The 19,206-nt window shown below is 59.2% G+C and carries 19 protein-coding genes; 9 read left to right on the top strand and 10 right to left on the bottom strand.

The annotated features are described in order from the left end of the window. Positions 1-57: 57 nt before the first annotated feature. Complete coding sequence (locus tag PEL8287_RS06645; RefSeq protein ID WP_085891604.1) at positions 58-1,230, bottom strand: acetyl-CoA C-acyltransferase; 1,173 nt, start codon at positions 1,228-1,230, stop codon at positions 58-60. 93 nt (positions 1,231-1,323) lie between these two features. On the opposite strand from PEL8287_RS06645, the gene PEL8287_RS06640 reads away from it, so the two are divergent. From PEL8287_RS06640 to PEL8287_RS06630, 3 genes are all read left to right on the top strand, one after another. Next, positions 1,324-1,662, top strand: a complete 339-nt coding sequence (locus tag PEL8287_RS06640) for an STAS domain-containing protein (protein WP_085891603.1) — start codon at positions 1,324-1,326, stop codon at positions 1,660-1,662. A 39-nt stretch (positions 1,663-1,701) separates the two neighbouring features. Then, a complete protein-coding gene (locus PEL8287_RS06635; RefSeq protein WP_085891602.1) occupies positions 1,702-2,163 on the top strand; it encodes an ATP-binding protein in 462 nt (153 codons plus the stop codon). A gap of 210 nt (positions 2,164-2,373) precedes the next feature. After that, the gene (locus PEL8287_RS06630) at positions 2,374-3,951 is read left to right on the top strand and encodes a gamma-glutamyltransferase family protein (protein WP_085891601.1); all 1,578 of its coding nucleotides are present in this window, start codon (positions 2,374-2,376) and stop codon (positions 3,949-3,951) included. 28 nt (positions 3,952-3,979) lie between these two features. Here the strand turns inward: PEL8287_RS06630 and hspQ are convergent, their stop codons facing one another. Next, entirely contained in the window at positions 3,980-4,306 is a 327-nt protein-coding gene (hspQ, locus tag PEL8287_RS06625) for a heat shock protein HspQ (RefSeq protein ID WP_085891600.1), read from the bottom strand. A gap of 259 nt (positions 4,307-4,565) precedes the next feature. On the opposite strand from hspQ, the gene PEL8287_RS06620 reads away from it, so the two are divergent. Further along, positions 4,566-5,174, top strand: coding sequence for a transglycosylase SLT domain-containing protein (locus PEL8287_RS06620; protein WP_085891599.1), 609 nt, complete (start codon positions 4,566-4,568; stop codon positions 5,172-5,174). Between the two features lie 66 nt (positions 5,175-5,240). Here PEL8287_RS06620 and PEL8287_RS06615 read toward each other — a convergent pair whose 3' ends face one another. Then, entirely contained in the window at positions 5,241-5,846 is a 606-nt protein-coding gene (locus PEL8287_RS06615) for a LolA family protein (RefSeq protein WP_085891598.1), read from the bottom strand. 211 nt (positions 5,847-6,057) lie between these two features. Here PEL8287_RS06615 and PEL8287_RS06610 point away from each other — a divergent pair, with 211 nt between their 5' ends. Then, positions 6,058-6,258 carry a hypothetical protein gene (locus PEL8287_RS06610; protein WP_085891597.1) on the top strand — a complete coding sequence of 67 codons (201 nt, stop codon included), beginning with the start codon at positions 6,058-6,060 and terminating at the stop codon, positions 6,256-6,258. 131 nt (positions 6,259-6,389) lie between these two features. Here the strand turns inward: PEL8287_RS06610 and PEL8287_RS06605 are convergent, their stop codons facing one another. From PEL8287_RS06605 to PEL8287_RS06595, 3 genes are all read right to left on the bottom strand, one after another. Next, entirely contained in the window at positions 6,390-9,260 is a 2,871-nt protein-coding gene (locus PEL8287_RS06605) for a DNA translocase FtsK (protein ID WP_085891596.1), read from the bottom strand. Positions 9,261-9,281: 21 nt separating this feature from the next. Then, positions 9,282-10,454, bottom strand: coding sequence for an aminotransferase class I/II-fold pyridoxal phosphate-dependent enzyme (locus PEL8287_RS06600; protein WP_176228575.1), 1,173 nt, complete (start codon positions 10,452-10,454; stop codon positions 9,282-9,284). Between the two features lie 213 nt (positions 10,455-10,667). Further along, a complete protein-coding gene (locus tag PEL8287_RS06595) occupies positions 10,668-11,996 on the bottom strand; it encodes an amidase (protein WP_085891594.1) in 1,329 nt (442 codons plus the stop codon). Between the two features lie 54 nt (positions 11,997-12,050). Between PEL8287_RS06595 and PEL8287_RS06590 the strand changes: the two genes are divergently transcribed. After that, positions 12,051-13,301 carry a UbiH/UbiF/VisC/COQ6 family ubiquinone biosynthesis hydroxylase gene (locus PEL8287_RS06590; protein WP_085891593.1) on the top strand — a complete coding sequence of 417 codons (1,251 nt, stop codon included), beginning with the start codon at positions 12,051-12,053 and terminating at the stop codon, positions 13,299-13,301. A gap of 86 nt (positions 13,302-13,387) precedes the next feature. On the opposite strand, the gene rsmD is transcribed toward PEL8287_RS06590, so the two are convergent. Next, entirely contained in the window at positions 13,388-13,945 is a 558-nt protein-coding gene (gene rsmD / locus PEL8287_RS06585; protein WP_085891592.1) for a 16S rRNA (guanine(966)-N(2))-methyltransferase RsmD, read from the bottom strand. Continuing rightward, positions 13,942-15,147, bottom strand: a complete 1,206-nt coding sequence (locus tag PEL8287_RS06580; RefSeq protein ID WP_085891591.1) for an NAD(P)/FAD-dependent oxidoreductase — start codon at positions 15,145-15,147, stop codon at positions 13,942-13,944. Before PEL8287_RS06580 ends, rsmD begins: the two co-directional genes overlap by 4 nt. A 91-nt stretch (positions 15,148-15,238) precedes the next feature. Here PEL8287_RS06580 and PEL8287_RS06575 point away from each other — a divergent pair, with 91 nt between their 5' ends. Further along, complete coding sequence (locus tag PEL8287_RS06575; protein ID WP_085891590.1) at positions 15,239-15,727, top strand: peroxiredoxin; 489 nt, start codon at positions 15,239-15,241, stop codon at positions 15,725-15,727. 105 nt (positions 15,728-15,832) lie between these two features. Here PEL8287_RS06575 and PEL8287_RS06570 read toward each other — a convergent pair whose 3' ends face one another. After that, entirely contained in the window at positions 15,833-16,396 is a 564-nt protein-coding gene (locus tag PEL8287_RS06570) for a TetR family transcriptional regulator (RefSeq protein WP_176228574.1), read from the bottom strand. Positions 16,397-16,507: 111 nt separating this feature from the next. On the opposite strand from PEL8287_RS06570, the gene PEL8287_RS06565 reads away from it, so the two are divergent. Then, on the top strand, positions 16,508-16,885 hold the full coding sequence (locus PEL8287_RS06565; protein WP_085891588.1) for a DsrE family protein: 378 nt from the start codon (positions 16,508-16,510) through the stop codon (positions 16,883-16,885). A 134-nt stretch (positions 16,886-17,019) separates the two neighbouring features. On the opposite strand, the gene fnrL is transcribed toward PEL8287_RS06565, so the two are convergent. After that, positions 17,020-17,766, bottom strand: a complete 747-nt coding sequence (gene fnrL / locus PEL8287_RS06560) for a transcriptional regulator FnrL (RefSeq protein WP_085891587.1) — start codon at positions 17,764-17,766, stop codon at positions 17,020-17,022. 69 nt (positions 17,767-17,835) lie between these two features. Here fnrL and hemN point away from each other — a divergent pair, with 69 nt between their 5' ends. Then, the gene (hemN, locus tag PEL8287_RS06555) at positions 17,836-19,191 is read left to right on the top strand and encodes an oxygen-independent coproporphyrinogen III oxidase (RefSeq protein ID WP_085891586.1); all 1,356 of its coding nucleotides are present in this window, start codon (positions 17,836-17,838) and stop codon (positions 19,189-19,191) included. The last annotated feature ends 15 nt before the right edge of the window (positions 19,192-19,206 follow it).

Raw genomic sequence — 19,206 nt, 5'->3', positions numbered from 1 at the left:
CGAAAAAAGGCGGGGGCCAGCCCCCGCACCCCCGGGATATTTATGGCAAGAAGAAAGCTAGTCCCGCTCAATGGCAATTGCCGTGCCTTCGCCACCGCCAATGCAGATCGCAGCAATACCGCGTTTGAGCCCGCGTTTTTCCAGCGCATTCAGCAGCGTCACCATGATCCGCGCGCCCGAGGCGCCAATCGGATGGCCCAAGGCACAGGCCCCGCCATTGACGTTGATCTGATCCCGGGGAATGCCCATTTCATGCATAAACGCCATCGGCACCACGGCGAAGGCCTCGTTTACTTCCCAAAGATCCACATCGCCCAGCCTCCAGCCAAGCTGCTTGAGAAGCTTTTGCGCAGCCGGCACCGGAGCCGTGGTAAACCAGCCCGGCGCCTGCGCGTGGCTGGCATGCCCCATGATCCTTGCGCGTACCTTCAGGCCCTGACGCCCGGCTGCTTCGGCCGAGGCCAGCACCAGCGCTGCCGCCCCATCCGAGATGGAACTGGAATTGGCTGCTGTCACCGTGCCGTCCTTGCGAAACGCCGGTTTCAGGTTCGGGATCTTCTCGGGCCGTGCCTTGCCGGGCTGTTCATCCGTGGCAATCACCCGCTCGCCGGTGCGGCTGTGAAGCGTGACCGGTGTGATCTCGCCCTGAAACGCACCGCTGCGCTCGGCCTCCAGGGCATTGGACAGCGACGCCAGCGCATATTGATCCTGCGCCTCGCGGGTGAACTGGAACTTCTCAGCACAGTCTTCAGCAAAGGTGCCCATGAGACGGCCCTTGTCATAAGCGTCTTCCAGCCCGTCCAGAAACATGTGGTCGATCACCTGTGCGTGCCCGATCCGGGCGCCGCTGCGCATCTTGGGCAACAGGTAGGGTGCATTCGACATCGATTCCATGCCGCCCGCTATCATCGTGTCGGTCTGGCCAAGGGCGATCTGGTCAAACCCGATCATCGCCGCCTTCATGCCTGATCCACACATCTTGTTCAGCGTGGTGGCGGGCACCTCTTCACCCAGACCGCCAGCAAATCCGGCCTGTCTGGCGGGCGCCTGACCCTGACCTGCGGGCAGCACACAGCCCATCAGCACCTCATCCACCGTATCAGCACCTGCATCGGCCAAAGCCGCCCGAATCGCAGCCCCCCCCAGCACGCTGGCCGCAACACCGTCGAAGTCCCCCTGAAACCCGCCCATCGGTGTGCGTGCCGCCCCGGCAATAACAACATCTTTCATGGATAATCCTCCTGCTTTTCTGCCCTTGAATACCGAATGGTAAGGAATGAGGTCTAGCCTGCCCCCCACTACTTCGTAACCGCCGGAGGCATCATGGACCTGCAAAGCACTTATCACAACAACCTCAATATCATTACCGTCAAAGACGCCCGCATCGACGCGTCCGTGGCCATCCGGTTCAAGGATGCCATGCGCGCAGCCACCAACGAAGGCCCCCCGCTTGTGGTGCTCAATCTTGGCAATGTCACATTCGTTGACTCCAGCGGCCTTGGGGCGATCATTGCTTCGATGAAACAGCTAGACAGCAACCGCAAACTGGATCTGGCCTGCCTGACGCCGGATGTGGCGAAGGTTTTTCGACTGACCCGGATGGATTCAATCTTTGACATCCACGAAAATATTGAAAGCCTGAAATGTCGTGCGGCAGGCTGAACGGCACAGGATATTCCAACCCATTCTGCGGGGGCCGGTTTGAAAATTGATGAACCCAAAAAGGGCTTTTCTATTTCAGTCACCGGCTCCATGGCTGGCGTACGCGAGGCGCTTACCCAGATACGTAACCAACTGAGTGATCTGGGTATTAGCGAAAACACCTGCGGCACGGTTGAACTGGTCCTGGCCGAGGCTATGAACAATATCGCGGAGCACGCCTATGAGCCAGAAAGCCCCGGACAACTGCACATTTGCGCCCGGGTCAGCCCAAGCTTTTTGCGTTTTGACCTGCAAGATTTCGGCAAGCCCCTGCCGGACCAGGGGCTTGCCTTGGGCAAATTACCCGACCACAACGTACCCGTTCATGATCTGCCCGAGGGGGGATTCGGCTGGTTTTTGATTCGCACCCTGGCTGCCAGCGTCAAGTACAGGCGTGAAAACGAGAAAAATCAGCTGACACTGTCATTTCCCCGGAAAAACATGGGAAAATGCAACTTATAGTGGGCGTGTGCCGCAATCTGACCAAAATCTTAGCGAAAATTGGCCTGAATGATCCAACATACATAATCTCGTAGCTGCATATAGCTTCCCTCGGCGTCGTGCGTTAACAGCCCCCACCCAGTGCGCGACGTCGAGGCTTTATCTCCCCTGACAATTGGCAATTCCGAAACGCGGCTCTAGTGTTCCCCTGATTCATGTACAGGAGCTTACATGCGCGATTTTCATTTGCCCGGCCGCTCGGCCATCTATGCCAGCAATGGTATCTGTGCCACGTCGCATCCACTTGCGGCCCAGACAGCCATCAATGTCCTGCAACGTGGCGGCAATGCGATGGATGCGGCCATAGCGGGCGCCATGATCCTGGGCATTTGCGAACCGCAAATGACCGGGATCGGAGGTGACTGTTTTGTGCTTTTCTCTAAACCGGGTGACAACACGATCCATGCGATCAACGGCTCGGGGCGTGCGCCGGCGGCGGCGCAGGCTGCGGAGCTCAGGGCGCGCGGATTGGATGCCGTGCCGTTATACGCGCCCGAGGCGGTAACCATCCCCTGCGCGATTGATGCCTTCTGCCGCCTGTCCGACGATCACGGCCGTCTTGGCCTTGATGCGTTGCTGGCCCCTACCATTCAATATGCCCAAGAGGGTGTGCCCGTGGCCCCCCGCGTTGCCCTGGACTGGCCCAGGGCTGGCAGGGCGCTTCAGGGTCATGGGCTGACCCACTACATGCCGGGTGGCACGCCCCTTACCACCGGGCAGATTTTTCGCGCCCCCGGTCAGGCCGAGGTGTTGCGCCGGATCGCCCGTGAGGGGCGTCGCGCGTTCTACGAGGGCGAAGTGGCCGAAGATATGCTGACCACATTAAACGCAATGGGTGGCGTGCACACAGCCGAGGACTTTGCCGGGGCCACCAGCGAATACACCACGCCCGTCAGCGGTGACTACAAAGACGTCACACTGGTGGAACATCCGCCCAACGGCCAGGGCGCAACGGCGATCCTGATGCTCAACATCCTCAAACATTTCGATATTTCCCTGATGGATCCGTTTGGTAGCCAGCGGGCCCATATCGAGGCTGAAGCGGCTAAACTGGCCTATGACGCGCGCAACCGCATCATCGCCGATGCCGATTACACCACCAGGCTGGACAAGATGCTCTCGCCAGAGCTGGCAGAGAAGCTGGCAGCGCTGATTGACCCGCAAAGCGCCATGCCAGCCGCGGCGCCGCTGACCGAAGCAGTGCACCGCGACACGATTTATATCACCGTCGTCGACCGCGACCGCATGGCAGTGTCACTGATCTACTCGATCTTTCATGGGTTCGGCTCGGGGATTGCATCAGAAAAATTCGGCATTCTGCTGCAAAACCGCGGGGCAGGTTTCAACCTGCAACAAGGGCACCCGAACGAAATGGCAGGCAGCAAACGCCCGATGCACACAATCATCCCCGGCATGTTGACCGAAGGCGGCCGCGTGACGATGCCCTTTGGTGTCATGGGCGGACAGTATCAGCCCAACGGGCATGCACGGTTTGTCTCGAACCTGCGCGATTTCGGGATGGACCCGCAATCAGCCATCGACGCGCCCCGTTGCTTTGCGGACGCTGGCCAGTTGAAGGTCGAGCGAGGCTATTGCGAAAGCGTCCGGCAGGAACTGGCAGATATGGGCCACAAGATTGTTATCCCCGACGAACCCATTGGTGGCGCTCAGGCGATCCTGATCCACGATGACGGCGTGCTGGAAGGCGGTAGCGACCCGCGCAAGGATGGCTGTGCGCTTGGCTATTGATCAAAGCCGCGGGGCCAGCCCTACGGCTTTAGTTCATGTGAAAATGCAGCGGATATTGCCCGTCTTCAAACGGGCCAAACAGATCCGGGATATCGGGATGGTCCACTGGCTCGCCGGAATAGTCGGCGACAAGGTTCTGTTCGCTCACATAGGCCACGTAATAGCTCTGATCGTTTTCCGCCAGCAGGTGGTAAAACGGCTGTTCACGCTCGGGCCGGCTTTCTTCGGGAATGGCATCATACCATTCCTCGGTATTCGAAAACTCGGGATCGACGTCAAAAACCACCCCCCTAAAGGGATGTTTCTTGTGGCGCACAACCTGGCCTAAATGATATTTTGCACGTGTTCTCAACATATTCCTGCAGCCCCTACCGATAGAGTCTACCGTTTTCAAGGGCGGTTTGTCCAACAAACGCTGACAAAATCATGGAAACAGTCTGTGAACCTTATTTGGACAGTGATTTGGCCCGATCCGTATCGGCATCAATTCGCCGACCAACCTGGCGCCCTCCGGCATGATGCATTCTGACATTCGCACCCGATGCCGAATTGGTGATTTCCACCAGCGTCACTTTACGCTAAAAAGGCCAAAAACAAACGAAAGCGAGAGGCAAATGAGCAGAACTCTTCGCGCGATCATGGTAATCTTGCTGCTGGGCTCCTGCGGCGGTGGAGGCGGCAACCACGGTCCCGCGCCACGTGCGCTGGATGATGCCTGTCTAATCCTAGATCAGCGCCCTGAATATTCACGTGCCTTCCGCGCAGCGGAACGCCGCTGGGGCGTGCCGGTGCATGTGCAAATGGCGACGATCTATCAGGAAAGCAAATTTGACGGCTCCGCCCGCACCCCGTTTCGCTATACTCTGGGCGTGATTCCGATGGGGCGACAAAGCTCGGCCTACGGGTTTTCTCAGGCTCTTGATGGCACCTGGGATGAATACCGCCGCGATACCAACCGACATCGTGCCCGGCGCAATGACATCCACGACTCTGCCGATTTTATCGGTTGGTACATGGTGGGCTCTTCGGATCGGCTGGGTATTTCCCGCAATGATGCGCGCAACCAGTATTTGGCCTATCATGAAGGCCGCACAGGTTATTCGCGCGGCAGCCACAACAGCAAGCCGTGGCTTTTGCGCGTGGCAGGCGAGGTCGAGACCCGGTCTCAGACCTACCGCGCACAACTGGCGCGCTGTGGTGGCAATCGATTTGCGGGATTGTAACCGACCCGGTTGCTCAGCCTGGCTGCCACATTTAACCGCGTTGTAGGGTCTTTGGGCGAATGTCCCTCAGCGCTCTACTTCGCTTACGCCAATCCCGGGGATGACAAATTGCTCGTCACTCAGGCGCACCCCCTTGGTGAGGTCGCCAAGAATAACTGTTGTCTGACCGCCATTGCCGTCATGGATCACCCATTGGCGCAGTTCGACCGGGCCACCGGTAAATATCAGATCGATGCTGCCGTATTCGGGATTGTCCGGGTCTTGCGCCCGCACGGTGGTTGTTTTGTCATCGCTTGTGTGGCCTGTCACCATGCGCGTCCGCGTCAGATCGACGTTGTGCGCCAGAATGATAGATAACGGCGTACGGTGAAGCGGATAGGCCTCGGTCCCGGTGTTCGATTTAGGGTCAATAATACCAACCGAATTGCCATCGGCCACCACCAGGGCCTGCTCTGGCGGGTCATATTCAAACCGGACCCGTCCCGGACGCTTGATCAGAATCCGTCCAGTGCTGATTGTGCCGTCTTCGTTGATCTGGGTGAACTTGCCCGCCGCCGTCCCGAGACTGTTAAGATAGCTCGACAAGGCACTCAGCGACAGCTTCTCAGCCGCAGCCGGTACCGCCATTGCCGCAAGAAGCGCGGGAACCATCAAGATACGCATAAATTTCATAGCCTCTGATCTAAGCCTTTTTGCAAGGTATTGCATCCTGTTCGCCTTATGAAATGGGCACGCGCATCCAGACTGGCAATAACATGCCGCTTGATATCCGATAACGCGTCCTGATGTGGAGGCAGTTTTCTGGTGAATTTCAGGAAATGCGAGATAGCAGAAAATGCCCGCTCTGAGCCCTTTTCGGCCGTTCCTGAACTGCCGAGTAGTGATGGCAAATGACCTTTTTTCTGCCTTTGGCGGGTTGAGAAACAAGACGCGTATCGACGGGCTGCGGCAGGGCGATCCAACGCTGGCCTTGCAGCGCTTTATGCCAGCCAAATCCGAACCAAATCATAGCATTGCGCCCAGCCTCAGCCGAATCGCCGTGCCGGGGGGCGGCCCGTCGATGCGCGGCGGCCTGCGGCCTTGAACCCGCGCGGGATGGTAAACTTGAACTGCAGCAAAAGGCCAAGATCACGTGCATGCTCGGCGTTTCTCGCGGCAGTTCATGCTGCAAAGGAATCAAAGTTACCGGGCGCAGCACATTGAACGCGAAACACCCTATTGCTGCTCGGGCACCAGAATCTCGCGTTTGCCAACGTGGTTGGCGGCGCTGACAATCCCTTCGTCCTCCATCTGCTCTACCAGACGGGCGGCCTTGTTGTACCCGATCGCCAGTTTGCGCTGAATATACGAGGTGCTGCATTTACGGTCTTTGATCGCAATCGCTACTGCCGTATCGTACAGCGCGTCCTCGCCATCAGTATTGCCACCGGTGTTCAGCCCCAGCACCGCATCGATACTGTCGGCCTTGTCGTCGGACGGGCCGCTCAGAACACTGTTCACATATTCAGGCGGGCCGTACGCCTTGAGGTTATTAACCACCTCTTCAACTTCTTCATCCGAAACAAAAGGCCCGTGACAACGGGTGATCTTGCCGCCACCCGCCATATACAACATGTCGCCCATGCCCAGCAGTTGCTCGGCGCCCATTTCGCCAAGGATCGTGCGACTGTCGATTTTCGAAGTCACCTGAAATGAGATCCGGGTTGGAAAGTTGGCCTTGATCGTCCCGGTGATCACATCCACCGAGGGGCGTTGCGTGGCCATGATAAGATGAATACCCGATGCACGTGCCATCTGTGCAAGGCGCTGAATGCAGGCCTCGATCTCTTTGCCGGCCACCATCATCAGATCGGCCATCTCGTCAACGATGACCACGATATAGGGCATCTTTTCGGGCATGAATTCTTCGGTCTCGAACACCGGCTCGCCGGTATCGTCATCAAATCCGGTCTGCACCGTGCGGCTGAACAGCTCGTTTTTGGACAGCGCTTCGTAAACCCGGCCGTTATAGCCGTCGATGTTGCGCACACCCATTTTCGACATCTTGCGATAGCGGTCTTCCATTTCGGCGACGACCCATTTGAGGGCAACAACCGCCTTTTTCGGGTCAGTGACGACCGGGCTCAGCAGATGGGGAATCCCGTCATAGACGCTGAGTTCCAGCATCTTGGGATCAATCATGATCATCCGGCAATCATCCGGCGTCAGTTTATACAGCAGGCTCAGGATCATCGTATTGATCGCCACCGACTTGCCCGATCCGGTTGTCCCGGCAATCAGCAGGTGGGGCATTTTGGCCAGATTGGCCACAATCGGATCGCCGCCGATATCCTTGCCCAAGGCCAGCGGCAGCTTTTGATTGCCATCCCCATAGTCGCGCGTTGACAGGATTTCGCGGAAACCCACCATCTCGCGGTTTTCATTCGGCAGCTCGATCCCGATCACAGAACGCCCCGGCACGGTAGAAACCCGTGCTGACAAAGCCGACATCGAACGCGCGATATCGTCGGCCAGACCGATCACGCGCGACGCCTTGAGGCCCGGGGCCGGTTCAAGTTCGTACATGGTGACAACCGGACCGGGGCGGACCGACACGATCTCGCCCTTGACCCCGTAATCATCCAAAACGTTTTCCAGCATGCGGGCGTTTTCTTCGAGCGCCTCATCACTCAGATGGTGCCGCTGGATGTTGACCGGGTTCGACAGCAGGCTCAGTGGCGGCAGTTCGTACTCGATCCTGTTCTTTTCTTCGAATTGCAGCCGCGGTTGGGCTTCGGCCAAAGCGCGCGTTGAAGGCTGTGGGGCTTTGCGCGGGGCATGCTGCACCACTTTGCGGGGCTCTGCCACGGGGATGCGCACCTGATCGTATGGCTCCTGCGCTTCGTAATCCTCCTCGATGAGGTATTCATCGGGCATTTCCGGCACGTTCAACTCTGATCCGGCCGGCGTCATATGACGCGCGGTCAGCGGCGGCTCGGGCGGCAACCCGGCGGCGGGGCCGGAATTCAACAGCAGCGGATCGGGCCCACGACCGCGGCCTTTTGTCAGCGGTGCCACGCTTTCAACCCGTAGTGCAGGCGTCTGACGTACCCGGGCCTTGATCACATCGGCAATCTTGGCACTGATCCGCTCGTCGCCGGGCGCATCAGCGTCGCCCTCGAAATCGGCAGTTTCCACCAGTTCAGGTTCGGGCATCACATCGGGACGCCGCAGAAGTGAGGGCATACGCGCCAGCAGACTGCCTGTTTTTTCAATGCCATGATCCTGTTCCTCGGCAATCGGAATTGCCATGGAAGCCCGGCGCACACGGGGTTCTGGCACAGCGGCATGCGCTGCGGCGATCTCATCAGCCTCGGCACGGGCCTGAGCACGACGTTCGCGTCGTTCGGCCAGTTTTGCCTGCAGGCTCTGCGCAGTCTGCGTTGCCCCAACGGCACCTTTGCCCAGTAGCGTCATCAACCCGGCATAGGTCATGATCACGCCCACAATCAGGAACCGCGCAATGCGCATAAGTTCGACCTTGGTAAAGCCCAGAACAAAAGCACCCAACACCAGCACAGCAACGCCCAACACCAGCGACAGCAGCTTGAGCCCCAGTCCTGCGCTGATAGGCAGAACGCCCAGAACGGTGCCCAGAACGGTGTCACCGAACAGGCCACCCAGACCAAAGCTGTGGGTCGCGGCCCATTCCTGGCTTGGCGCCAGAGACGAAGCATAAAGCGCCAGCACAGCCACCCAGATCGGTGCAAAGATCAACCGGCCAATAGCCCGCTCTTCGCCGCGGTGAAGGGTAAACCGAAGGCCCCAGGCCCCCAGCACAATCGCCAGCCCCCAGGCCCCCCAGCCCACAATCATGAACAACGGCGCCGCAATCGAGGCGCCGATCTGACCCATCCAGTTCTGCACAGGGGCATCCGTGGCTGACATCCAGCTTGGATCATCAGGGCTGTACGATGCAATCATCGCCGCGGCCATCGCCCCCAGAAAAACCAGCGCCAAACCCAGTAACTCCTTGCCGCGCTTTTCAATCGCCTCGGCCATGTTGCTGTCTAGCAAAGGATCGCGCCCACGTGTCTGATAAGCCATCTTTTCCCTCGTCCTCACTTATTAATAAAGACAGTCGCGAAGCAGGATAAGCCCCTGCGCCATCTCGTTTTTTGGGGCCACCATCGCGACCCGAATATAATTCTGACCCGGGTTAACCCCCCCGGCCTCGCGGCTCAGATAAGCACCGGGCAGCACCCGCACTCCGGTCTTGCGCCACAGCCGCAGCGCGGCTTCTTCGCCATTTTTCACCGGCAACCACAGAAAAAATCCCGCCTCGGGTCCCAGATAGCCGGGCACGTCCCCCATGATTTCATCGGCGATCAGATATTTCTCGCCATACAGTCGGCGATTTTCGCGCACATGCTCTTCATCCGCCCAGACCCTGGCCGCAGCGTGCTGCAGCGGCATCGGAAGCGGGCTGCCTGCATAGTTGCGCAACTGCTTCATGCGTTTGATGCTTTCCGGGCCGCCGGCCACAAAGCCACTGCGCAGCCCAGGCAGGTTCGACCTTTTGGAAAGCGAATGAAAGCTCAGCACGCGCTCGGGATCGGCCCCCAGATCACGCGCCACTTCCAGCGCACCCACGGGGGGCACATCGCGGTAGATCTCGCAATAACATTCATCCGCGAAAATCTTGAAATCGTATTTCTCCGCCAATCCGATCAGATCGGCCCAATAGGCGCGGCTTGCCACGGCGCCCTGCGGATTCCCCGGCGAGCAGAGATAAGCCACCGCAACCCGGTTCAATTCATCGGGGGACAAGGTATTGAAATCCGGCAGATATCCGGTGTCGCGTGTGGCATGCAAAAACACCGGCTCGGCCCCGACACTGAGGGCCGCCACCATGTAGACCTGATAAAACGGATTGGGGATCAGCACCTTGGGCTGACCGCTCTTGGTTTCCGGGCACAGCGCCATCATCGCATTATACAGCCCCTCTCGGGTGCCATTCAGCGCCATTACATTGGCCTGCGGGTCCAGCGTGACGCCATAGCGCCGCTCGATCCAGTCGGTGATCGCGACCAGCAGTTCGGGCATGCCCTCATTGACCGGATAATTGCCAAAGCCATCGGCGTTTTCTGCAATGATATCAACGATCCAGCGGGGAAATTCGTGTTTCGGTTCGCCAATGGTCATATGCAGCACTTCGCCGCCGGGCGCGTGGGCGTCCAGCAAGCTCCGCAGGCGCGGAAACGCGTAGGCCGGTAGGTTCGAGAACCGCTCGGGAAACATCAATACTGCCTCAGACTTCGGGATCGTTATCGCCCCGTTTGTCCCGAATCTACCCAAGCCCGACGCTCAGGTCCAGCAAAACCAATGTCTTGACATGGCTATTGTGGCATTTTTGGCAGTTCGCAGAGGATCACATGCCGAACGCCCTGCTTTGCACATCCCGACCGCACGCACATTGCAATCAGCCTCGCAGGTATTTTTACTCTGGCAGGCTCAGCTCAGCGCCTCTTCGGCAGCACTCGCCACCCGCAGCAATCTTTCTTCCTGCGTAGGTTTGCCGCACAACATGATGCCACAGCTTGGCACACCCGTGGGCAGGTTGACGGCACACAGGCCCATCAGGTTGCCAACGCGGGTATTGCGCAACGCCAGCAGGTTTTCGGTCAGGTAATAATCCTCATCCTCCATCAGCCGCCTGGCATCAGGTGGCAAGATCGGGGCCGACGGCATGATCACCGCGTCATAGCCTGCCACCCGCGCGTTCCAGTCCGCGCGCAATGCGTCCAGCCGCTGCCAAGCCGCCACATAATCGCTGGCCTTGAAATCACGGCCACTGCGAAACCGCTCCAGAATGTGGGCGAACATCTTGTCCGGACTGGCCTCGATCACATCTCCCCAGGTGCCATAGGCCTCGGCGGTGAACAAAATACCCGACAGGGGCATCGCCTCGGCCACTTCCGGCGCGTCGAGTTTGTCGACAATGGCCCCTGCGGCCTGCAGCCTCTCTACTGCACTGCGATACCCTGCCAAAGGCGCGTCACGCACATCGTCCATCACGACGGTCTGCAAGGCCGCCAGACGCACCCCTTTCAGTGAGGCACCACGCAGATCCGCAGCCTTGCCGCCTTCCAGCGCTGCCAGAATCAGCGCACAATCCTCGACCGAGCGCGACAAGGGGCCTACCGTATCGAACCTTGCGCACAGCGGCACCACCCCGCCCAAAGACACCCGCCCACTGGTGGTTTTCAACCCTACCAGATCATTCCATGCCGATGGAATTCGCACCGATCCGCCCGTGTCCGACCCGATCCCGCAGGCCGCCAGTCCGAACGCAACCGATGCCGCCGCCCCCGAAGAAGATCCCCCCGGCACCGCCTCTGCATCATTTACACAAGGCGGCGTGGCCGTGACCGGGTTCAGCCCCAGCCCCGAAAAGGCCAGCTCACTCATATGGGTCTTGCCCAGACAGACCAATCCGGCCGCCGTGGCATTACGCAGCACGTCGGCATCGCGCCCCGGTACCCGGCCCTTGAGCAGGGCACTGCCCGCTTCGGTTGCCACGCCGGCGCTGTCAAACAGGTCTTTCCAACTGATCGGCACGCCGTCCAGAGGGCCAAGCCTTTGCCCGGCCTTCGCCCGCGCGCCCGCAGCCGCGGCCTCGGCCCGCGCCCGCTCTGCGGTGACCGCCGAATAAATCCGATCTCGGGCAGAATGCCCTGAAATCGCTTCCAGATAGGTTTCGGTCAGCGCTTGCGCATCAATTTCCCCTGCGCCTATCCCACGGCCCAGATCCCCTGCCGTCATATAAAGCCAATCGCTCATATCCGCCCCCTTCATGTCATCTTGTTAAAACCAACGGTAGCGGCAGCACGGCGCATGGACAATCCCGCACGACTGCCGATATTGAGAGGTATGGAATATGACAGCGATATCGTGATCGTGGGCGGCGGGCTCAACGGCCCGGCTCTTGCCCTGGCTCTGGCCGGATCAGGCCACAGCGTCACCGTCATCGACGCGCTCAGCACAGGTGCCCGCCAGACCGATGACTTTGATGGCCGCGCCTATGCACTGGCGTTGGCCTCGGTGCGGCTTCTGGACAATATCGGCATCTGGTCGCGCGTAGCCGATCGCAGTCAGCCTATGCTTGAAATCAAGGTATCGGATGGCCGCGCCGGTGAAGGCCCCTCGCCGTTTTTCCTGCATTTCGACCATGCAGAGATCGAAGAAGGCCCGATGGGTCACATGCTGGAAGATCGCTATCTGCGCCGCGCCTTTCTTGAGGCGATGGATGGGGCGCCGCTGGTCACGCAGGTCAACGACATCGTCGTTGCTCAGGCAGCCAGCACTCAGGGGGCGACGGTCACCCTGGTCTCGGGTAAAACCGTCTCGGGCCGGGTTCTGATCGGCTCGGACGGGCGCGCCTCGGGCACTGCCACCCGCGCTGGCATCAAACGCACCGGTTGGGGATATGGTCAGACTGCGCTTGTCGCCGCCATCGAACACGAGCTGCCGCACAATGGCATCGCCCATCAGTTCTTCATGCCGCCGGGGCCGCTGGCCATCCTGCCCCTGCCCGGAAATGTCAGTTCGATCGTCTGGAGCGAAACAGACGAGACCGCCGCCCAGTTCGCCACCCTTTCGGACGAGGAATTCATGGCGGTCCTGCGCCCGCGTTTTGGGGATTTTCTGGGCCAGATCAGCCTGCGCGGCAAACGCTTTACCTACCCCCTTGGCCTGACTGTCGCCAACAGCTTCATCGCCGACCGGCTGGTGCTGATCGGCGATGCGGCCCACGGCATGCACCCAATCGCGGGCCAAGGCCTGAATGCCGGGCTGCGTGACGTGGGTGCTTTGGCGCAGGTTATCGACGAGGCCACACACCGCGGCGAAGACATCGGCGCGGCGGATGTTCTGGCCCGCTACCAGCAATGGCGCCGCTTTGACACCGCCACGCTGGCCATGGCCACCGACCTGACCAACCGGTTGTTCTCAAACGATAACCCCCTGCTGCGCGCCGCGCGCGATCTTGGCATGGGCGCGCTCAACACCATGCCGGGGCTACGCCGCAAATTCATCCGCGAGGCGGCGGGACTGACGGGTGATCTGCCCGCTTTGATGCGGGGTTAAGAAGAAGATTCATCCCAACAAGAAACAGCGCCCGCCCATGGCGGAGATCGGGCGCTACCCGTGATGCCGTTACGAACCCATTCGCGTTAACTGCGCTCCAAAAACGAAATCATCGTATCCCCGTATTTGCGCGCCTCCAGCAGGGACAGCCCCTCGGGCACTACCAGGGCAGTGTTCTCTTCCCAGACAATCAGCGCGTCATCGGCAATCCAGCCGCCCCTAAGTGCGGCCTCCATCGCCGCCTCGCCCAGACCCTTGCCATAAGGTGGATCAAGAAAGATCAGGTCATACGCCGCACCCGGATTTTCGCCCAGCCGCCGCACATCTTTGCGAAACAGTTTTGTCTGCGTCTCAGCCCGGAGCAGGTTAATATTCTGCTGCAAAATCGCCTGCGCCTTGCGACCATCCTCAACAAAGCCCACAAATTCGGCGCCGCGCGACAGCGCCTCCAGCCCCAGCGCGCCGGTGCCCGCGAATATGTCCAGCACCCGCGCACCCGTCACCGGATCGCCGTACGCACCGGCCAGAACATTAAACAGACTTTCGCGCACCCGGTCGGTCGTGGGGCGCAGATGCGCCGCAGCATCGCCCTTGCCGACGGATGCCAGCGTCCGGCCGCGATGCTGACCACCAATGATCCTCACGCTTTCAACAGGGCTTTCAGATCGGCACTTGGATCACCCACAACTGCGGGGTCAGCCGTTTTTCCGTTATCAATCAGCCGCTTGCCCACCATGTAGGCCCGCGCGTCATTGGCTGCGTCCACCGCCAGAAGTTGATCGCCCTTGAAATACCAGAACGATACACCGCCCTCGCTTTCACGGCTCACGATCCGGTCATAACCGGTGTTCAGCCCGGCAATCTGCAGCTTCACATCATACTGATCCGACCAGAACCACGGCTGCGGCACATAGGCCTTGCCTGCGCCCATGATATTGACGGCCACACATTCAGCCATATCAATTGCATTGGGCACGCTTTCCAAACGGCAGCGCCCCTCGCCCAGTGGAAACGAGGCACAATCGCCCGCCGCCCAGATCGCCGGATCGCTGGTCTGACCCAACGCATTCACCTTGATGCCGTTCTCAATCTCAAGGCCCGCTTTTTCGGCCAGCCCGGTCGCCGGGGCAATACCCACGCCGACAATCACAAAATCAACGTCCAGTTCAGTGCCGTCACTTAACCGCGCGCCACTTACGTGATCCTCGCCCAACAACTGGTCCAACCCCACGCCTTCGCGAATGTCCACACCGTGCCCGGTGTGCAAGGCGCGAAAATAATCCGATGTCTCAGGTGCGGCGACCCGCTGCAAGATCCGCTCGGCCATCTCGACCAACACCACATTCAGGCCCTTACTGGCCGCCACGGCTGCTGCCTCAAGCCCGATGTATCCGCCGCCGACAATCAGCACCTTTGCCCCCGGCACAAACCCCGGCGCCATCGTGTCAACGTCGTGCAAATCACGCACCACAAACACACCGTCCAGATCCCCGCCGATCGCCGCCGGCAGGCGCCGTGGCACCGATCCCGTGGTCAGCACCAGATGGTCATACGCCACCCGTTTATCGCCAACGATGACCTCATGTGAGTCACGATCAATCCCGCTGACCACTTCGTTCAGATGCAAATCAATCCCGTTTTCGCCGTAAAAACTTTCAGGCCGCAGAAACAGCCGCTCCAGTTCCATCTCGCCCAGCAGGTATTTCTTGGACAAGGGCGGGCGCTGATAAGGCGGTACCGGCTCTTCACCGATCAGCGTGATCTGGCCCTCAAATCCCTCATTGCGCAGCTTCACAACAAGCGACGATCCCGCCTGCCCGGCCCCTATCACAACAACACTGGGCATCGGCCCCTCCCTTTAATTTTTATGGTCACGCATGCGCGCTGACCCTATATCTACACGCACCGGAAACGCAAACGATAGACAGGGAACGACCATGACCATTTCCAAAGGCGACAAACTCCCCGATGCAACCCTATTGCAAATGGGCGATGAAGGGCCTCAGGGCGTCGCCCTCGCCGATAAACTCAAGGGCCGCAAGGTGGTGATTTTCGCCGTCCCCGGCGCCTTCACCCCCACGTGCCATTCCGCCCATGTGCCCAGTTTCGTCCGCAACAAGGATCAGTTCGCCGCCAAAGGCGTGGACGAGATCATCTGCCTTAGCGTCAACGATCCATTCGTAATGAAAACATGGGGCGAAGCCACCGGCGCGACCGAGGCAGGCATTACCATGCTGGGCGACGCCGACAGCAGCTTTACCAAAGCCATTGGAATGGATTTTGATGCGCCTCCCGCAGGGCTTCTGGGCCGCTCGAAACGTTATGCGATGCTGGTCGAGGATGGCACCGTGTCCGTGCTTCAGGCCGAAGAAAGCCCTGGTACCTGTGAAATTTCCGGCGGCGAGGCCTTGCTGGCCTCGATCTGAGCGCACAAAATGCGGCGGGGCCATCACGATGTCCCGCCCTCTTTTTGGGGGCCGTTTGCCCGCATCTGATCTATCCTATTCGATCAAAATTATGGGCTGACACGCCTAACCACAGGGCACTTCTTTCATTCTGTTAAGACACTGCTCGAATGGTGCGGTCGTTTCCAGCACGCGCGATACGATCAGGCTTCCCTGCAGTTCCGAAACACGCTGTTCAGCTTTCGCCTGCGCCTCGTCGGACTCAAGCCCGGCATCCTCCAGTGTTGCTGCGATCGCAGAAATCAGGCTTTGCATCAGCCCTCTCAACTGTTCTGTGAACGGTCCGACCTTCCCAAAATCGGTGGACAGAACGTTCAGAAGGCACGACAGTTTTCCACCCGAATAAAAGACATTCAGCGCATCAGCCATGCCTGCCAGCCGCTGTCGTGGGGTACCATCCGCTTTCAACGCGGCAATCACGTTTTCGGTCAGCCAGATTTCTGCAGCAGTCAGCACGTCTCGCGCCATCTGTTCCTTACCGCCGGGAAACCGGTGATAAAGGCTGGCCTTCTGCAACCCGGCGGCCGATGCAAGCGCTGCAACCGAAGCCGCCTCATATCCAGTTTCCCGAAACGTCTGGCTGAGTTTGCTCAGCAATTCGTCATCTTCAATCAATGCCGGTCGCGCCACGGTTTCCCCGATCCAATTATTTACCGGACGGACGGTAATATTATTTATTGACAAATGCAACGGCGGACCAATATGTAATTTACCGAACGATCGGTAATAAGGAGAAATCGAATGACCAAAACCGCAATTGTTGTATATTCAGACCCCGCGTCAAAGTCGGAAGAGGCGCTTGGGCGCATCTTCAATGCCATGTTCGTGGCCTATGAACTCAAGGAAAAGAAACAGGATGTCGCCCTGATCTTTCAAGGCACCGGTGTCCGCTGGGCGGCCGAACTGGTAAACCCGGAACATCCGGCACATGCGCTTTTCCAAGCAGTGGAAGACACAGTCGTGGGTGTATGTGGTGGCTGCGCAGACGTTTTCGGGGCCACCGATGATGCACAGGCCTCAGGCCTCAGCCTGATCCGTAACAAGGCGATCCCCGGCACCAACGGAATCATCGACCTCTCGGCTTATCTTGATGACGGCTACCGGATTCTGACGTTCTAAATCCCTCGGCCAGTGGCCGTGCCGTCACGCCCGTCGGCACGGTCAAAGCTTAAAGGATTTCCTCCAAAGTCTGCCATCCAGACCGTTGCCCGCATGCCCTATTATACGCCGCAGCCAATGAACCACACGCGCCGTCAGGCCAGCATACCGCCATCGCTGTCGTCGCCGGCTTCTTCCAGTAGGCGTTCAAAATCGGGCACGGTCACGTGGCGTTTGCCCTGAAGATGAATCACCCCATCCTTTTTCAGCGCCGAAATCTGGCGGCTGACAGTTTCCAGCGTCAGACCCAGGTAATCAGACATCGCCTCGCGCGTCAGAGGCAGATCAAATACAATCGGCTTGTCGATTCCCGCCAGGTTCAGCGTGGCGTCGCGACGGGCGATGATTGCCATAAGAGAGGCAATTTTTTCGCGGGCAGTCTTACGGCCCAGAACCAGCATCCATTCACGGGCGGCGTCCAGCTCATCCAATGTCATCTCAAGCAGGCGCTGCGCGATATGAGGTGTCTCATTCATCATCTGCTCAAACGGTTTCTTGCGAAAGCAACACATCACCATGTCAGTAATCGCCACAACATTATACGCAGCCGCATCACGCCCCGGACGTCCCACAAAATCACTGGGCAGCAACAGGCCCACCATTTGAGTACGCCCGTCTTCCATGGTCTGGGTCAGCGTCGCGATACCTGTCACGACCGAGCCTACAAACTCCATATGGTCCCCTGACCAGATCACTGTCTGACCTGCCTCGAAGCTGCGGTAATACTTCAGCTCATCCAGCCGCTTCAGTTCATCCGCTTCACATCGTGCACAAACAGCCCGATGACGGATCGGGCAGTCACCACAGTCACGTGGGGCGGCTGTTGTCTGTTCATTCAGCATCACAGGTCACTTTTCGGTTTTTGATCTGGGTCAAAGTTAGGTCTGTTCGCGTGCTCTAACGGTAAGGATATGGTTACAAAAGCACAACTGGGCAAGTTGGGTCTCTTTGACGCAAAGGTGCCGCGATACACAAGCTACCCCACAGCCCCGCATTTTAGCCGCGACGTGGGGCCGGATCAATTCACCCGGTGGATCAGTGAGATTCCACAAGGGGCAAAGATATCGCTTTATGTCCATGTCCCGTTTTGTCGGCGGCTGTGCTGGTTCTGCGCCTGCCGCACCCAAGGTACTCAGACCGACAAACCGGTCGTCGCCTATCTTGAAACGCTGAAAGCCGAATTGGCCATGCTGGGCCGGCACCTGCCTGAAGGCGTGCACCTGTCACGACTGCACTGGGGGGGCGGAACGCCCACTTTGCTGGCGCCGGACATGATGACCGAATTGGCAGATGCGATCAAACAGGTCGCCCCCTTCGCCGGAGACACTGAATTTTCGGTCGAGATTGACCCCAACGAAATTGACGGCCCGCGACTTGATGCGCTGGCTGCGGCTGGCATGAACCGCGCCTCGATCGGGGTGCAGGATTTTGACGAAGAGATTCAGCAAAGCATTGGCCGCTTGCAAAGCTACGATATCACCCGTCAGGCTGTGGATGAAATCAGGGCCCGCGGTGTGGGTAGTCTTAATGCCGACATCCTTTATGGCTTACCACATCAGACCAAGGCTCGGATCACCGAAAGCGTGCAAAAACTGTTGTCGCTGAACCCGGACCGGGTAGCCCTTTATGGCTATGCCCACGTGCCGTGGATGGCCAAGCGTCAGCAGATGATCCCCTCGGATGCCTTGCCCACCCCGCAAGAGCGGCTTGAACTTTTTGAAACTGCACGGCGGCTGTTCCTGTGGGACAATTACGCCGAGATTGGAATTGACCACTTCGCCACTCACGAAGACGGCCTTGGCATCGCACAGAAAACCGGCCAGCTGCGACGCAACTTTCAAGGCTATACCGATGATACGGCCGAGGTGCTGATTGGGGTCGGCGCCTCGTCCATATCACGGTTTCCACAGGGCTATGCGCAGAACGCACCGGCCACCGGTGCGCATACAGCCGCCATTCGCGACGGACGATTCTCCATCGCGCGCGGTCATGTGTTCAGCGGCGACGACAAGATGCGCAGCCGGATGATCGAGGCGCTGATGTGTGATTTCCGCATTGATGCCGCCGAGATCCGCAACAGTTTCGGGATCGAAAAACCGGCCCTGGCCGCCATGCTGGCCAAGGTAGGCGCCGAGTTTCCCGGCCTCTTGCATGTTGATACCGACGGGCTTTTCATCCCGCCCGAGGCACGGCCCCTTACCCGGATGATCGCGCGCAGCCTTGACGCCTATGAAATGAGCGAGGCCGGCCACAGCTCGGCCATCTGAGGCGGGCAACGGCAG

The sequence above is a fragment of the Roseovarius litorisediminis genome (genome assembly GCF_900172295.1).
Taxonomy (GTDB): Bacteria; Pseudomonadota; Alphaproteobacteria; order Rhodobacterales; family Rhodobacteraceae; genus Roseovarius; species Roseovarius litorisediminis.
Note: the sequence above shows the minus strand (reverse complement) of the source record. Positions and strands in the feature narration are given on the sequence as shown.

Excerpts from the sequence above, each read along its gene's own strand:
- PEL8287_RS06590 (WP_085891593.1), top strand. The coding sequence starts at position 12,051 with ATGGACAATCCCGCACGACTGCCGATATTGAGAGGTATGGAATATGAC.
- PEL8287_RS06595 (WP_085891594.1), bottom strand. The coding sequence starts at position 11,996 with ATGAGCGATTGGCTTTATATGACGGCAGGGGATCTGGGCCGTGGGATA.
- fnrL (WP_085891587.1), bottom strand. The coding sequence starts at position 17,766 with ATGCTGAATGAACAGACAACAGCCGCCCCACGTGACTGTGGTGACTGC.
- PEL8287_RS06610 (WP_085891597.1), top strand. The coding sequence starts at position 6,058 with ATGGCAAATGACCTTTTTTCTGCCTTTGGCGGGTTGAGAAACAAGACG.
- PEL8287_RS06605 (WP_085891596.1), bottom strand. The coding sequence starts at position 9,260 with ATGGCTTATCAGACACGTGGGCGCGATCCTTTGCTAGACAGCAACATG.
- hspQ (WP_085891600.1), bottom strand. The coding sequence starts at position 4,306 with ATGTTGAGAACACGTGCAAAATATCATTTAGGCCAGGTTGTGCGCCAC.
- PEL8287_RS06640 (WP_085891603.1), top strand. The coding sequence starts at position 1,324 with ATGGACCTGCAAAGCACTTATCACAACAACCTCAATATCATTACCGTC.
- PEL8287_RS06575 (WP_085891590.1), top strand. The coding sequence starts at position 15,239 with ATGACCATTTCCAAAGGCGACAAACTCCCCGATGCAACCCTATTGCAA.
- PEL8287_RS06580 (WP_085891591.1), bottom strand. The coding sequence starts at position 15,147 with ATGCCCAGTGTTGTTGTGATAGGGGCCGGGCAGGCGGGATCGTCGCTT.
- hemN (WP_085891586.1), top strand. The coding sequence starts at position 17,836 with ATGGTTACAAAAGCACAACTGGGCAAGTTGGGTCTCTTTGACGCAAAG.
- PEL8287_RS06615 (WP_085891598.1), bottom strand. The coding sequence starts at position 5,846 with ATGAAATTTATGCGTATCTTGATGGTTCCCGCGCTTCTTGCGGCAATG.
- PEL8287_RS06620 (WP_085891599.1), top strand. The coding sequence starts at position 4,566 with ATGAGCAGAACTCTTCGCGCGATCATGGTAATCTTGCTGCTGGGCTCC.
- PEL8287_RS06600 (WP_176228575.1), bottom strand. The coding sequence starts at position 10,454 with ATGTTTCCCGAGCGGTTCTCGAACCTACCGGCCTACGCGTTTCCGCGC.
- PEL8287_RS06565 (WP_085891588.1), top strand. The coding sequence starts at position 16,508 with ATGACCAAAACCGCAATTGTTGTATATTCAGACCCCGCGTCAAAGTCG.
- PEL8287_RS06630 (WP_085891601.1), top strand. The coding sequence starts at position 2,374 with ATGCGCGATTTTCATTTGCCCGGCCGCTCGGCCATCTATGCCAGCAAT.
- PEL8287_RS06645 (WP_085891604.1), bottom strand. The coding sequence starts at position 1,230 with ATGAAAGATGTTGTTATTGCCGGGGCGGCACGCACACCGATGGGCGGG.